This is a genomic window from Kitasatospora sp. NPDC058478 (assembly GCF_042720345.1).
Classification (GTDB): Bacteria; Actinomycetota; Actinomycetes; order Streptomycetales; family Streptomycetaceae; genus Kitasatospora.
This window is the reverse complement of record NZ_JBHXML010000129.1, coordinates 1-12,492: the sequence shown is the minus strand read 5'-3', so window position 1 is coordinate 12,492 and position 12,492 is coordinate 1. Positions and strand designations below refer to the sequence as shown.

Annotated in this window: 10 protein-coding genes and 1 pseudogene; 3 read left to right on the top strand and 8 right to left on the bottom strand. The window is 75.0% G+C overall.

Annotated features, from left to right (window positions below; translation table 11 throughout):
- The 4 genes and pseudogenes from ACFWPT_RS40040 to ACFWPT_RS40025 all read right to left on the bottom strand — a co-directional run.
- Positions 1–976: pseudogene (locus ACFWPT_RS40040) on the bottom strand (hypothetical protein); the annotation flags it as partial.
- A gap of 60 nt (positions 977–1,036) precedes the next feature.
- The gene (locus tag ACFWPT_RS40035) at positions 1,037–2,038 is read right to left on the bottom strand and encodes an SMI1/KNR4 family protein (RefSeq protein WP_380487903.1); all 1,002 of its coding nucleotides are present in this window, start codon (positions 2,036–2,038) and stop codon (positions 1,037–1,039) included.
- A gap of 107 nt (positions 2,039–2,145) precedes the next feature.
- Positions 2,146–3,294, bottom strand: coding sequence for a DegT/DnrJ/EryC1/StrS family aminotransferase (locus ACFWPT_RS40030; RefSeq protein ID WP_380487901.1), 1,149 nt, complete (start codon positions 3,292–3,294; stop codon positions 2,146–2,148).
- Positions 3,291–4,475, bottom strand: a complete 1,185-nt coding sequence (locus ACFWPT_RS40025; protein ID WP_079135658.1) for a Gfo/Idh/MocA family protein — start codon at positions 4,473–4,475, stop codon at positions 3,291–3,293. The genes ACFWPT_RS40030 and ACFWPT_RS40025 overlap by 4 nt, the downstream gene beginning before the upstream one ends.
- A 380-nt stretch (positions 4,476–4,855) precedes the next feature.
- On the opposite strand from ACFWPT_RS40025, the gene ACFWPT_RS40020 reads away from it, so the two are divergent.
- Positions 4,856–5,317, top strand: coding sequence for a YwqJ-related putative deaminase (locus ACFWPT_RS40020; protein ID WP_063348043.1), 462 nt, complete (start codon positions 4,856–4,858; stop codon positions 5,315–5,317).
- Positions 5,318–5,400: 83 nt separating this feature from the next.
- Positions 5,401–5,910: an SUKH-3 domain-containing protein gene (locus ACFWPT_RS40015; protein ID WP_380380559.1), complete on the top strand. Its 510-nt coding sequence runs from the start codon at positions 5,401–5,403 to the stop codon at positions 5,908–5,910.
- 81 nt (positions 5,911–5,991) lie between these two features.
- Here ACFWPT_RS40015 and ACFWPT_RS40010 read toward each other — a convergent pair whose 3' ends face one another.
- Positions 5,992–7,260 (bottom strand): sensor histidine kinase, encoded by a 1,269-nt coding sequence (locus tag ACFWPT_RS40010; RefSeq protein ID WP_063348044.1) that lies wholly within the window; start codon positions 7,258–7,260, stop codon positions 5,992–5,994.
- Positions 7,261–7,519: 259 nt separating this feature from the next.
- Here ACFWPT_RS40010 and ppc point away from each other — a divergent pair, with 259 nt between their 5' ends.
- Positions 7,520–10,330 carry a phosphoenolpyruvate carboxylase gene (gene ppc, locus ACFWPT_RS40005; protein ID WP_079135660.1) on the top strand — a complete coding sequence of 937 codons (2,811 nt, stop codon included), beginning with the start codon at positions 7,520–7,522 and terminating at the stop codon, positions 10,328–10,330.
- Positions 10,331–10,506: 176 nt separating this feature from the next.
- Here ppc and ACFWPT_RS40000 read toward each other — a convergent pair whose 3' ends face one another.
- The 3 genes from ACFWPT_RS40000 to ACFWPT_RS39990 all read right to left on the bottom strand — a co-directional run bounded on the left by ACFWPT_RS40000 (position 10,507) and on the right by ACFWPT_RS39990 (position 12,243).
- Positions 10,507–10,830: a hypothetical protein gene (locus ACFWPT_RS40000; protein WP_159398448.1), complete on the bottom strand. Its 324-nt coding sequence runs from the start codon at positions 10,828–10,830 to the stop codon at positions 10,507–10,509.
- A 137-nt stretch (positions 10,831–10,967) separates the two neighbouring features.
- On the bottom strand, positions 10,968–11,546 hold the full coding sequence (pth, locus tag ACFWPT_RS39995) for an aminoacyl-tRNA hydrolase (protein ID WP_063348046.1): 579 nt from the start codon (positions 11,544–11,546) through the stop codon (positions 10,968–10,970).
- Positions 11,547–11,655: 109 nt separating this feature from the next.
- The gene (locus ACFWPT_RS39990; RefSeq protein ID WP_063348047.1) at positions 11,656–12,243 is read right to left on the bottom strand and encodes a 50S ribosomal protein L25/general stress protein Ctc; all 588 of its coding nucleotides are present in this window, start codon (positions 12,241–12,243) and stop codon (positions 11,656–11,658) included.
- Positions 12,244–12,492: the final 249 nt, after the last annotated feature.

Here is a 12,492-nt window from a genome sequence, read left to right as displayed (position 1 = left end):
GCTGCGGGGCGGCGGCGGGCGGGGCCAGGACGGTCGGCGTCTGCTCCACCCCGCCGGGCGGCCCGGACGGCGCACCCGGCAGGCCCATCAGCCCCGGCACGGCGTCCGGCGACGCGAGCAGCGTCGGCGCCGGCTCGACGGCCGCAGGCGGCACGGGCGCGGGCGGCGGGACGGCGGCGGGCACGGGCGCCTGGGCGGCGGGCGGCGGGACCGGCGGCATGCCGTAGCCGCCCTCCGGCGGCATCAGCATGGTCGCGGCCTCGGCCCCGGCCGGCGCGGGCGCGTCGGGCAGGTCGGAGCCGGTGGTCCGCAGCCCCTCGGGCATCAGGACGGTGGCCGCCTCGGCCCCGACCGGCGGCACCGGCACGGGGGCCGGGGCCGGGGCCTGCGGCGGGACGGCGAAACCAGCAGGACCGGCAGAACCGGACGGCACGGCGGGCACGGGCGGCTCGACGGCGGGCGCGGCCGGCACGGCGGGCGCCGCAGCGACCGGCGCGGGCGGCGCGGCCACCGGAACCACCGGAACCACCGGAGCAGCCGGAGCCGGAGCCCCCTGGCCCCCCAGCCGCTCCGCCTCCGCCGCGATCGCCGCGGCCCCCGCCTCCTGCAGCCACTGCGGCGGGCTGAGCAGGAAGGACGTCGCCTCGACCGGCCCGGGCGCGGGCTTCGCCGCCCCCGCCGGGTTGGCCGCGACCGGTCGCCCGTACGCCTCCTCGTACTGCCGGACCACCTCGTTGACGGGCAGCGCGGGCCAGAGCGTGGTCGCGCCGGAGTCCCGGGCGATCACCAGTCGCGCCTCGCCGGCCGACCCGTCCCCCGCACCCGACGGCCCCGCCGTCCCGTCCCCGGGTGCCACCGCCCAGCAGACGAAGCCCAGGTCGAACTCCCGGACCCGTACCTCGCGCTGCTGCGGCTGCGGCACCCCGCCGTTGATCCACTCCTCGGCGAGCTCCTGCGCCTGCGCGTACGTCACCACGCCCGGTTCACCCCTGTCCCCATCCTCGTCGTCCCCGCTCGTTGCACCGCCGCGGCCACGTCAGTCCACCGGGACGGCCCGGGCGAACCCGCCGTCCACCATCAGCTCCGCGACCGTCTCCAGCTCCGGCGGGCTGCCGGCCAGCCGCAGCAGGAACGCGTCGAAGTCCTTGCCGCAGGGCAGCAGCAGCCGGGCGCAGCGGTCCTCCGGGGCCTCCGGCGCGCCGGTGTCGCGGGCGTCGTCGTACAGGTGGAACCAGACCGAGCCGGCCCGGTCGCCGCGCACCTTGAGCGCGACGATGCCGCCCTGCGCGTAGGCGACGCCCAGGTAGTCCTTGGTGAGGTGGTCGCGCAGGCACTTGTTGGCGTACACGACGTCCTGGGTGCCGTACTCCTCGCTGAGGGTGAGGAAGGGCTGGTCGAGCAGCATGCCGAGCTCGGTGTCCAGCGCCACCCCGACCGGGGCGCGGCCGCCGCCCAGCTTGAGGAAGGTGCGGTAGGCGCCGGGCAGCCGGTAGCCGAGGCGCTCCTCGGCGCGCTGCACCAGGTCCTCGGGGACGCCGATCGGGTCGCCGCCGTCCTTGGCCAGCGAGAAGTGCACGGGCCGGCGCTCCTGCAACGGGCGGGTGCCGCGGCGGGTGTGGTCGGCGGCGGAGGTGGCCAGGCCGGCGTGGTGCCGCAGCAGCGCCTTGACCTCCACCGGGACGAGCTCCATCCGCCGCCAGCCGGGGGCGGCCCGGCCGACCGCGTGGTGCCAGGTCCAGCCGGGCGGGGTGGCGACGGCGGTGTCCAGGTCGGCCCAGAGCGGGTGGCCCTGGGTGAACAGCGCGGCGTTGGCCGACACGTAGTCGGTCAGCCGCAGCTCGTCCACGCCGAAGCCGTCCGGCGGGTCGGCGACCTCGGCCGCGGCGGCGGCGTACGAGCCGAAGTCCGGGTAGCCGTACTCGTCCACCCGGACCCCGGCGGGGTGTCGCTCCGCGCGGACCGGGTCCGGGAACTGCACCACCTGACCTGCGTACGCCGCGTTCGGTGCGGCGGCGACGCCGGGCCGACCTGTCGTCATCTGGGAGCCCCCACTGGCTGCTGCAAATTCTCGAAGCGCTTGCTGGACACCAGCGTAGGGGGTCGTCTCCGGGCCCGGGCCCCCGCCCGGGAGAAGAAGGGGAACCGTCAGGGCCGCTGCCCGAGCGCCCCGGCCAGCACCCCGGCGACCCTGGTCTGCTGTGCCTCGGTGAGGTGCGGGTGCAGCGGCAGGCTGAGCAGTTCGCGGGCGGCCCGTTCGGCGACCGGGAACGCCCCCGCGCGGTGGCCGAGGTGACGGAACGCGGGCTGGAGGTGGACCGGGACGGGGTAGTGCACCCCGGCGCCGATCCCGGCGGCGCGCAGCGCGGCGAGGACGGCGTCGCGGTCCCGGCCGGGACCGATCCGCACCGCGTACAGGTGCCAGACGTGCTCGTTGCCGGGCGCGGTGCGCGGCAGGGTCAGGCCGTCGAGACCGCCGAGCAGGGCGTCGTAGCGGGCGGCGGCGGCCCGGCGGGCGGCGTTCCAGGCGGGCAGCCGGCGCAGCTTGGCCCGCAGCACGACGGCCTGCAGCGCGTCCATCCGGGAGTTGAAGCCGAACCGCTCGTGCCGGTACTTCTCGCGCGCGCCGTGGTCGCCGATCAGCCGGACGGCGGCGGCGAGTTCGTCGTCGTCGGTGAGCACCGCCCCGGCGTCGCCGTAGCCGCCGAGGTTCTTGCCCGGGTAGAAGCTGGTGGCCGCGATCCGCCCGTAGCCGGTGCGCCCGTGCTGCCGGGCGCCCTGGGACTGCGCCGCGTCCTCCACCACCGGCCGTCCGTCGGCCAGTTCCAGCAGCGGCCCCATCGGGGCGAGCTGGCCGTTCAGGTGGACGGGCAGCAGCGCGACCGCGCCGGGCAGCGCCCCGGCGGCCCGCTCGGGGTCGATCAGCAGGTGCGCCGGGTCGGCGTCGACCAGCACCGGGCGCAGCCCGGCCCGCTGCACGGCCTCGGCGGTGGCGACGAAGGTGTTGGCGGGCAGCACGACCCCGCCGCCGGGCGGCAGGTCGAGGGCGCGCAGGGCGAGTTCGAGGGCGTCGGTGCCGTTGCCGGCGCCCACGCAGTGCCGGGCGCCGGTGAAGTCGGCGTACTCCCGCTCGAAGCCGTCCACTTCGGGGCCCTTGACGTAGCCGCCGGAGGCGAGCACCCGGTCGAAGCCGGCCCGGACCTCGGCCGCGACCTCGGCGTGCGCGGCCGCCAGGTCGACCAACGGGATCGAGTCGGCCGGCGGGATCGGGCCGACCGGCGGGATGCCGGCGCTCACCGGGCGCCCGCCCGGTCCCCGGACCCCACCGGGACGGTGGCACCGCCGAGTTCGAGGCTGAGCGAGGCCGCCTCCAGCAGCTGGAGCACCCGCACCCCGGCCCGGCCGTCGGTGAGCGGGGCCCGGCGCTCGGTGATCGCGGCGGCGAACTCGGCCATCACGTTGCGCAGCGCCTCCTGCTCGACCAGTGCGGGCGCGACCATCTCGCCGACCCGGTAGGAGATCAGCGCCCGGTGCCGGATCGCGTCGGTCAGCTGGTCGGGCGGGGTGAGGTCGACGCCGCGGTCGTGCACGGCCAGCCGGGCCTGCGGGTTGAGGTCGTCCCAGACCAGGGTGCGCCGGGAGCCGCCGATCAGCGTGGTGCGGACCTTCGTCGGGGAGAGCCAGTTGACGTGGCAGTGGGCCAGCGCGCCGTTGCTCAGCCGGACCGTCAGGTACGCCACGCAGGCCCGGCCGGCGCCGATCGGGTCGGCGCCCTGGGCGGACACCCCGACCGGTTCGACGCCGGGCGGCAGCACGAAGTCGAGGATCGACAGGTCGTGCGGGGCGAGGTCCCACAGCACGTCCACGTCGGGCTGCACCAGGCCGAGGTTGATCCGCACCGAGTCGAAGAACTGGATGTCGCCGATCTCGCCGCCGTGCACCAGCTCGCGGATCCGGCGCACCACCGGGGTGTAGCAGAAGGTGTGGTCGCACATCAGCACCAGCCCGCTGCGCTCGGCCAGGTCGACCAGTTCGGCGGCCTCGGCGGCCGAGGTCGTGATCGGCTTCTCCACCAGCACGTGCTTGCCGGCCTCCAGCGCGGCCCGCACCAGCCGGTAGTGCGCGGCCGCGGGCGTGGCCACCGCGACCGCCCCGACCCGCTCGTCGTCGAGCACCCGCCGGTAGGAGCCGGTCGCCCGGACGGTGCTGTACTCCCCCAGCACGGCACGGGCCTTGGCCTCGTCCAGGTCGCACAGCCAGTGCAGCCGCAGCGCCGGGGTGTCCTGCGCGTTGCGGACCAGCTTCGGGCCCCAGTAGCCGGCCCCGACCACGGCGAGGCCCACCGGGCGTTCCGGTGCCGGCCGGGGCGGTTCGCCCGGCGTGGGCACGTGCCCACCGGGCGCCTGGTTGGCGGCCTGCGCGTCCCAGGCCCCCGACCGCTGCCGCGGCCCGTTCCGACCGGGCTGCTCCGACGTCATCCACGAGCCCCTTCGCTCCGCCGCCGGGGCGGGCTCGGGCCCACCCCGGCGGCCCCAACGTCCGGCGCGGGCACCGGGTCCGGCCCCGTCCGCGCGTCCGCGGGCGGTCGACCGGATCCCCTTCGGCCTCGCTGCCGGAACGGTACCGGCCGTGCCCCCGGCCCGGAGGTGGTTTCGGGAAATCAGCGGACAAGTCGTGACGACGGTGTGCGGATCCGGCCCCGGTCCGGCGAGGATCGGGTGACGGCCCGGCCGGTCCCGCACGGTCGTTCGTCCGCCCCCGCACCCCGGTTGTGCGGATGTCGGTGTCGTTTGACAGGCTTGCCCCGGACCGTCCCACCGGTCCTTCCGTCAGCGGGAACAGAGGAGGAGGACGACGCATGACCACCGGTGAGCCCGCGGGCCCGCCCGTGCTGCGCCACCACCGCGACAGCCTGCTGCCCGCCGTCGCCGCCGCGCTGTCACTCAAGGGCGGCGAGGTGCACACCCTGGCCGGGGACAAGGACGCCCGACGGCCGGTCCTGCACCCGCTGGTCGGCGAGTTCCTGGACACGCTGCCCGTCGAGGCGCGCGAGCGGTTCACCGGCCGCTGCCCGGAGGCCGTCCTGCTCTCCCAGCACCTGGTCGCGGTCGACGGCCGGCGCTCCAAGCGCGCCGCCCGCAAGCCGATGACCCTGCACGAGGCCCGCAAGGCGCTCAAGGGCTCCCGGATGACGACCGTTCGCATCCGGGAGGAGGGCGACCCGGCGCACGGCACCCACGCCCCGCCGTGCCGTTCCTGCGCGCCGATGCTGGAGCACTTCACCGTGCAGAGCGTCGCCGTCGGGCCGCCCGCGCCCTGACCGCGCCCTCGTACGCCCCCTGTCCCCGAGCCCTGGAGTCCGCCCTGAACCCGCCCAGCCCGCCCCCGCCACCGCCGGCCACCCTGTCCGCCGCCCCCGCCGGGCGGGCCCGCCCGCGCTTCCCCGCCGACGTCGCCGCCGAGCTCAAGGCGGCCGGCTGGCACCCCGGCCGCTGGCAGATACGGCAGGCCGAGGAGTGGGCCGACGCCCTGGTCGGGTACGGCGGGCCGTCCGGTCTGCGGCACGCGGTGTTCCCGGCGGCGGTGGAGGCCTGGGCCGAGTTCGGCGGCCTCGCCTTCGACCTGGCCGGCCCGGGCCGCCAGCTGGCCCGCACCCCGTTCCTGATCGACCCGCTGTGCGGGCTGCACCAGCCGCGCACCCTGCTCGACCTCGGCCGCGCCCTGGGCAGCCAGCTCGCCCCGCTCGGCGAGGAGGCGTACGGGCAGGCGCTGCTGGCCGTCGACGAGGAGGGCCGGGTCTACAGCCTGGACCACACCGGCGAGTGGTTCCTCGGGCACGGCATCGACCAGGCCGTCACCACCCTGGTCCTGGGCACCGCCCCGGAGCGGCTGCGCACCGCCGACGGTTCCTGACGGCGGTCCGGCGGGCCCTGGGTCAGGCGGCCGACACGCGCTCGGCCGGACAGGGCCTGACCGGCCGGGCCTGGCGGCGCGTCACCGCAGCCGTTCGGCCCGGACCGCCAGCCGGGACGGCAGCACCGCCTCGACCCGGAACCCGCCGTCCGCCTCCGGCCCGGAGGAGAAGGTGCCGCCCAGCGCGATCACCCGCTCCCGCATCCCGACCAGCCCGTTGCCGCCGCTGGGCAGCTTCGCCGCGCCCCCGCCGCCACCCGGGCAGGCGTTCACCACGCTCACCCGCACCCCGTTGGGCGCGTACGCGAGCAGGACGGACACCTGTGCGCCGCCCGCGTGCTTGTGCGCATTGGTCAGGCCCTCCTGGACGACCCGGTAGGCGGTCTGCTCGGCCTCGCCGGTGAACTCCTGCCGGCTGCCGCTGACGGTCAGCGTCACCGCCATGCCGGCCGCCCGGGACTGGTCGACCAGCCGGGGCAGCCCGGCCAGCGAGTCGGGCTCCGGCTGGCGCTCGTCGTCCATCCGCAGCACGCCGAGAATCTCCCGCAGCTCGTTCAGCGCCTGCCGTCCGACCTCGCCCATCAGCTTGGCGCTCTGCGCGGCCTTCTCCGGGTCCTTGGCGACGATCCGCTCCAGCGCCCCGGCGTGCACCACCATCAGGGACACCCGGTGCGCCACCACGTCGTGCATCTCCCGGGCGATCCGGGTGCGCTCCTCCAGCCGGGCCCGGCGGGCGCGCTCCTGGGCCTGCTCGGCCAGCAGGTCCAGTTCGGTCTCCAGGCCGTGCGCGCGGTCCTTGAGCGAGTCGATCAGCCGCCGCCGCGCGCCCACGTACAGTCCGGTGACCACCGGCGGGACGGTCAGGCCGACGGAGACCAGCACCGCGATCAGCACCTGGCCCCAGAGCGGCGGCTGCTCCACCGCCGTGTCGCCGGGCGTCAGCATCGACACCATCATCACGGCGACGGTCTCGGCGAAGGCCAGTGCGGACAGCGCCACCACCCGCCAGCGCCGGGTGGGCCACTCCCAGGTCGCCGCCAGCGTGTACAGCGACACCACCAGCAGCAGGACGCCGAGCATCCCCGGCATCGCCACCAGGGTCACCAGCACCGGTACGGCAGGCCAGCGGCGGCGCAGCACCAGCGAACCGCCCGCCACCACGCCGAGCAGCGAGATGCCGGCCATCCCGGCGGCGTCCAGGTGCACCCGGCCGGAGAGGAAGGCGATCGTGCTGAGCGCGCACTCCAGCGCGGCGAGCACCGCCAGCCCGATGTCCAGGAAGGCGCTGCGCGGCCGCTCCCACCACCAGAACGGCCGGACCGGCGCGCGCTCCCCAGGCGACTTGCTCATGGCTGACACCCTAAGCGGCAACCCCCTCCCCTCCCCACCGGGATTGCCCCCGACACCTCGCCGGACCCTCAAGTGGTCCAGACCACATGCGGCCTGCGGCGTCACTGTCCGCCATCCGGCCACCTCGCGGACAGCGACCGCCCCGACACCTATGCTGGTCGCGTCGGACAGCGCGGTCCGCACGCGTCACACCCGCCACACGCGGGCGGACCTGTGACGATGAGCCGTTGCCGAACCCCACCACCACAGGGAGCCAGCCGTGACCGCTCCGGTCCCCACCCCGGCGGACAGCCCCACTGTCCACGCCACCGGCCCAGTTGCCGACAACGCGGCCCTGCGGGCGGACATCCGCCGCCTCGGCGACCTGCTCGGCGAGACGCTCGTCCGGCAGGAAGGCCCCCAGCTGCTGGGCCTGGTCGAACAGGTCCGCCTGCTCAGCCGCACCGACGGCGAGGCCACCGCCGAACTCCTCTCCGACATCGACCTGGACACCGCCGCCAAGCTGGTCCGGGCCTTCTCCACCTACTTCCACCTCGCCAACGTCACCGAACAGGTGCACCGCGGCCGCGAGTTCGCCACCCGCCGCGCCCGGGAGGGCTCGCTGCTCGCCCAGACCGCCGACCAGCTCGCCGAGGCCGACCCCAAGCACCTCGAGAACACGCTGGCCCACCTCGCGGTCCGCCCGGTCTTCACCGCCCACCCCACCGAGGCCGCCCGCCGCAGCGTCCTCAACAAGCTGCGCCGCATCGGCGAACTCCTCGACCGCATCCACCGCGAGGAGATCGCCGCCGGCCTCTCCCAGGCCGACCCGGCCCGCACCAGCAGCGCCCGCCGCCAGGCCGACCGCCGCCTCGCCGAGGTCATCGACCTGCTCTGGCAGACCGACGAGCTGCGCATCGCCCGCCCCGAGCCCACCGACGAGGCCCGCAACGCCGTCTACTACCTGGACGAGCTCTACCGCGACGCCGTCCCCCAGGTCCTGGAGGAACTGCACGAGGAGCTCGGCCGGGTCGGCCTGACCCTGCCCGACGGCGTCCGCCCGCTCACCTTCGGCACCTGGATCGGCGGCGACCGCGACGGCAACCCCAACGTGACCCCGCAGGTCACCTGGGACGTCCTCAACCTCCAGCACGAGTACGGCATCAAGGACGCCCTGGCCGCCGTCGACGACCTGCGCAGCACCCTCTCCACCTCCGAGCGGCTGGCCGGCGCCTCGGTCGAACTGCTCGCCTCGCTCAACACCGACCTGCACCAGCTCCCCGAGCTCAGCCCCCGCTACAAGCGGATGAACGCCGAGGAGCCCTACCGCCTCAAGGCCACCTGCGTCCGGCTCAAGCTGGAGAACACCCGCGAGCGGCTCGCCCAGGGCACCCCGCACGTCGAGGGCCGCGACTACCTCGGCACCCGCGAGCTGATCACCGACCTGCGGCTCATCCAGGACTCCCTGCGCGCCCACCGCGGCGAGCTGATCGCCGACGGCCGCCTCGCCCGCGCCATCCGCACCATCGAGGCCTTCGGCCTCCAGCTCGCCACCATGGACGTCCGCGAGCACGCCGAGGCCCACCACCACGCCCTCGGCCAGCTCTTCGACCGCCTCGGCGAGGAGGCCTGGCGCTACGCCGACATGCCCCGCGAGTACCGGCAGAAGCTGCTCGCCAAGGAGCTCCGCTCGCGCCGCCCGCTCGCCCCCACCCCGGCCCCGCTGGACGCCGCCGGCACCAAGACCCTCGGCGTCTTCAACACCATCCGCGAGGGCTTCGAGCGCTTCGGCGACGAGATCGTCGAGAGCTACATCATCTCCATGTGCCAGGGCGCCGACGACGTCTTCGCCGCCACCGTCCTGGCCCGCGAGGCCGGCCTGATCGACCTGCACGGCGGCATCGCCAAGATCGGCATCGTGCCGCTGCTGGAGACCACCGAGGAACTCCAGAAGGCCGACCTCATCCTCGACGAGATGCTGTCCGACCCCTCCTACCGGCTGCTCGTCTCCCTGCGCGGCGACGTCCAGGAGGTCATGCTCGGCTACTCCGACTCCTCCAAGTTCGGCGGCATCACCACCTCCCAGTGGGAGATCCACCGCGCCCAGCGCCGGCTGCGCGACGTCGCCCACCGCTACGGCATCCGGCTGCGCCTGTTCCACGGCCGCGGCGGCACCGTCGGCCGCGGCGGCGGCCCCTCCCACGAGGCCATCCTGGCCCAGCCCTGGGGCACCCTGGAGGGCGAGATCAAGGTCACCGAGCAGGGCGAGGTCATCTCCGACAAGTACCTGCTCCCCTCCCTCGCCCGGGAGAACCTGGAACTGACCATCTCCGCCACCCTCTCCGCCTCCGCGCTGCACACCGCCCCGCGCCAGGCCCCCGAGGAACTGGCCCGCTGGGACGCCGCGATGGACCAGGTCTCCGCGGCCGCCCACACCGCCTACCGCGCCCTGGTCGAGCAGGACGACCTGCCGAAGTACTTCTTCGCCGCCACCCCGGTCGACCAGCTCGCCTCGCTGCACCTGGGCTCCCGCCCGTCCCGCCGCCCCGACTCCGGCGCCGGCCTCGACGGCCTGCGGGCCATCCCGTGGGTCTTCGGCTGGACCCAGTCCCGCCAGATCGTCCCCGGCTGGTACGGCGTCGGCTCCGGCCTCGCCGCCGCCCGCGCGGCCGGCCTCGGCGGCGTGCTCGACGAGATGCACGGCCAGTGGCACTTCTTCCGCAACTTCCTGTCCAACGTCGCCATGACGCTGGCCAAGACCGACCTGCGGATCGCCCGCCACTACGTCGAGCAGCTGGTGCCCGCCGAACTGCACCACGTCTTCGACCAGATCGTCGCCGAGCACGACCTCACCCTGCGCGAGGTGCTCCGGCTCACCGGCGAGGGCGCACTGCTGGAGCACAACCCGGTGCTCAAGCAGACCTTCACCGTCCGCGACGCCTACCTCGACCCGATCTCCTACCTCCAGGTCGCGCTGCTGCGCCGCCAGCGCGAGGAGGTCGCCACCGGCCGCCACGAGGACCCGCTGCGGGCCCGCGCGCTGCTGCTGACCGTCAACGGCATCGCCGCCGGCCTGCGCAACACCGGCTGACGCCACCGCGCGTACGGGACGGGGCCGCCGTCCGCCCTCCGGGGTGGGCGGCGGCCCCGTCCCGTACCGGAAGGGCCCGGGGCACGCGAAAGGGCCGGCGCCCGTGGGCACCGGCCCGGTGTCGTGTCACCGCGCGGACGGCCAGGTCCTGTCCGGCAAGACCGGCCGGACAGGGCCTACTCGCCCGGCTCGCCCGCGCGCCGGCGCTTCAGCCACAGCGCGGCGCCGCCAGCGGCGACCACCAGGCCGCCGCCGACCGCCAGCAGCCCGGCGTCCGTGCCCATCGAGTCACCGAGCAGCGGCCCGAACTGCGCCGCCGCGGGCTCCGGGGAGCCCCCCGGATCCGGCTCGGCCACCGCGTCCGCGTGCGCCACCGCGCCGCCCGAGAGCAGCACCCCGGCCGCCCCCAGCGCACCGGCCGTGCCGACCCGCCGTCCGAACTGCTTCAGTCGGACCACCCGGAGCCGCCGCAGTCGGCGGACCGGACGAAAACCCCGCATCGAGAACTCCCCAGGACTCGTTCGCGTACCAGGCCGACGCTATCCGATCCCGCACAGGCTTCTCACACGGATTCAGGTTTGGACCGGCAAGCGTTGTACGACTGTTGCGTAACACCACTCCCGTACTTGATTGAGCGTCAGGAGTTGTAGGTGCCCTGCGCCCGCTCCAGTCCCTCGGACAGCAGCGCCTCCACCGCGTCCGCCGAGCGGTCCACGAACCACTCCAGTTCCTTGCGCTCGGCGCCGGAGAAGTCCTTCAGCACGAAGTCCGCGACCTCCATCCGGCCCGGCGGCCGACCGATCCCGCACCGCACCCGGTAGTAGTCCGGCCCCAGCGACTTGGTGATCGACTTCAGCCCGTTGTGGCCGTTGTCCCCGCCGCCCAGCTTGAGGCGCAGCGCCGCGTAGTCGATGTCCAGCTCGTCGTGGACGGCGACCAGCGCCGAGGCCGGCGCCTTGTAGAAGTCCCGCAGCGCCGTCACCGGGCCGCCGGAGAGGTTCATGAACGACATCGGCTTGGCCAGCACCACCCGGCGGCCGGACAGCCGCCCTTCGGCCACCTGCGCCCGGCTCTTGTGCGCCTTGAACTTCGCGCCCATCCGTTGCGCCAGCAGGTCCACCACCATGAACCCGATGTTGTGCCGGTTCCGGGCGTACTGCTCGCCCGGGTTGCCCAGCCCCACCACCAGCCAGGGGCCCTCGTACTCGTCCGCCATGCCCTCTCTCCTCCTGTGCGCGCTCTACGTCATCTTCCCGGACACACCGCTGCCCCGGCCGCTCCGAGGGGAGCGACCGGGGCAGCGGTCACAGCTGGTGGGGCGAGGCTCAGGCCTCGGTGCCCTCGGCCTCGGCGGCCTCGTCCTCGGCCGGGGCGGCCTGGGCGCCGATGACCTGCAGCACGACGGCGTCGGCGTCGACGGCCAGGGTGACGCCGGCCGGCAGGACGATGTCCTTGGCGAGGACGGAGGCACCGGACTCCAGGCCCTCGACCGAGACGGTGACCGACTCGGGCAGGTGGGTGGCCTCGGCCTCGATCGGCAGCGCGTTGAGGACGTGCTCCAGCAGGTTGCCGCCGGGGGCCAGCTCGCCCTCGGTCAGGACCGGGATCTCGACGGTGACCTTCTCGCCGCGCTTGACCAGCAGCAGGTCGACGTGCTCGATGGTGCGCTTGATGGCCTCGCGCTGGACGGCCTTGGGCAGCACGTACTCGTCCTTGCCCTCGATCGGCACGACCAGCAGGGCGTTCGGGGTCTTGAGCGCCATCATCAGGTCGTGGCTCGGCAGGTTCAGGTGAACCGGGGCGTGGCCGTGGCCGTAGACGACACCGGGGACGAAGCCGGCGCGGCGGGCGCGACGGGCGGCACCCTTGCCGAACTCGGAACGGGTCTCAGCGGCGATGCGGATCTCGGACACGACTGCACTCCTCGGGAAGACTGGCGCGGGGGTGCAGGCAACGCGAAAAACCGCCGGGACCACACCCTCAGTACGTTCGGGGGTCACTCGGCGGTAACGGCCTCTGCCGGCGGACGGGAATCCGGTACCGGCAGCGCGTCGATCACGGAGCGGGCACCCGGCAAGCAGGCACACGGCATCCCTCGCCGAGCAGTTTCACGAGTCTAACCGCATGAACGGCCTCCCGTGAAATCGGCGGCGGCCCCGGTC

Bases quoted from the DNA above. Each gene is read 5' to 3' on its own strand.
- ACFWPT_RS40035 (WP_380487903.1), bottom strand. From the start codon at position 2,038: ATGACGACAGGTCGGCCCGGCGTCGCCGCCGCACCGAACGCGGCGTAC.
- ACFWPT_RS40025 (WP_079135658.1), bottom strand. From the start codon at position 4,475: ATGACGTCGGAGCAGCCCGGTCGGAACGGGCCGCGGCAGCGGTCGGGG.
- ACFWPT_RS40020 (WP_063348043.1), top strand. From the start codon at position 4,856: ATGACCACCGGTGAGCCCGCGGGCCCGCCCGTGCTGCGCCACCACCGC.
- ACFWPT_RS40010 (WP_063348044.1), bottom strand. From the start codon at position 7,260: ATGAGCAAGTCGCCTGGGGAGCGCGCGCCGGTCCGGCCGTTCTGGTGG.
- ACFWPT_RS40000 (WP_159398448.1), bottom strand. From the start codon at position 10,830: ATGCGGGGTTTTCGTCCGGTCCGCCGACTGCGGCGGCTCCGGGTGGTC.
- pth (WP_063348046.1), bottom strand. From the start codon at position 11,546: ATGGCGGACGAGTACGAGGGCCCCTGGCTGGTGGTGGGGCTGGGCAAC.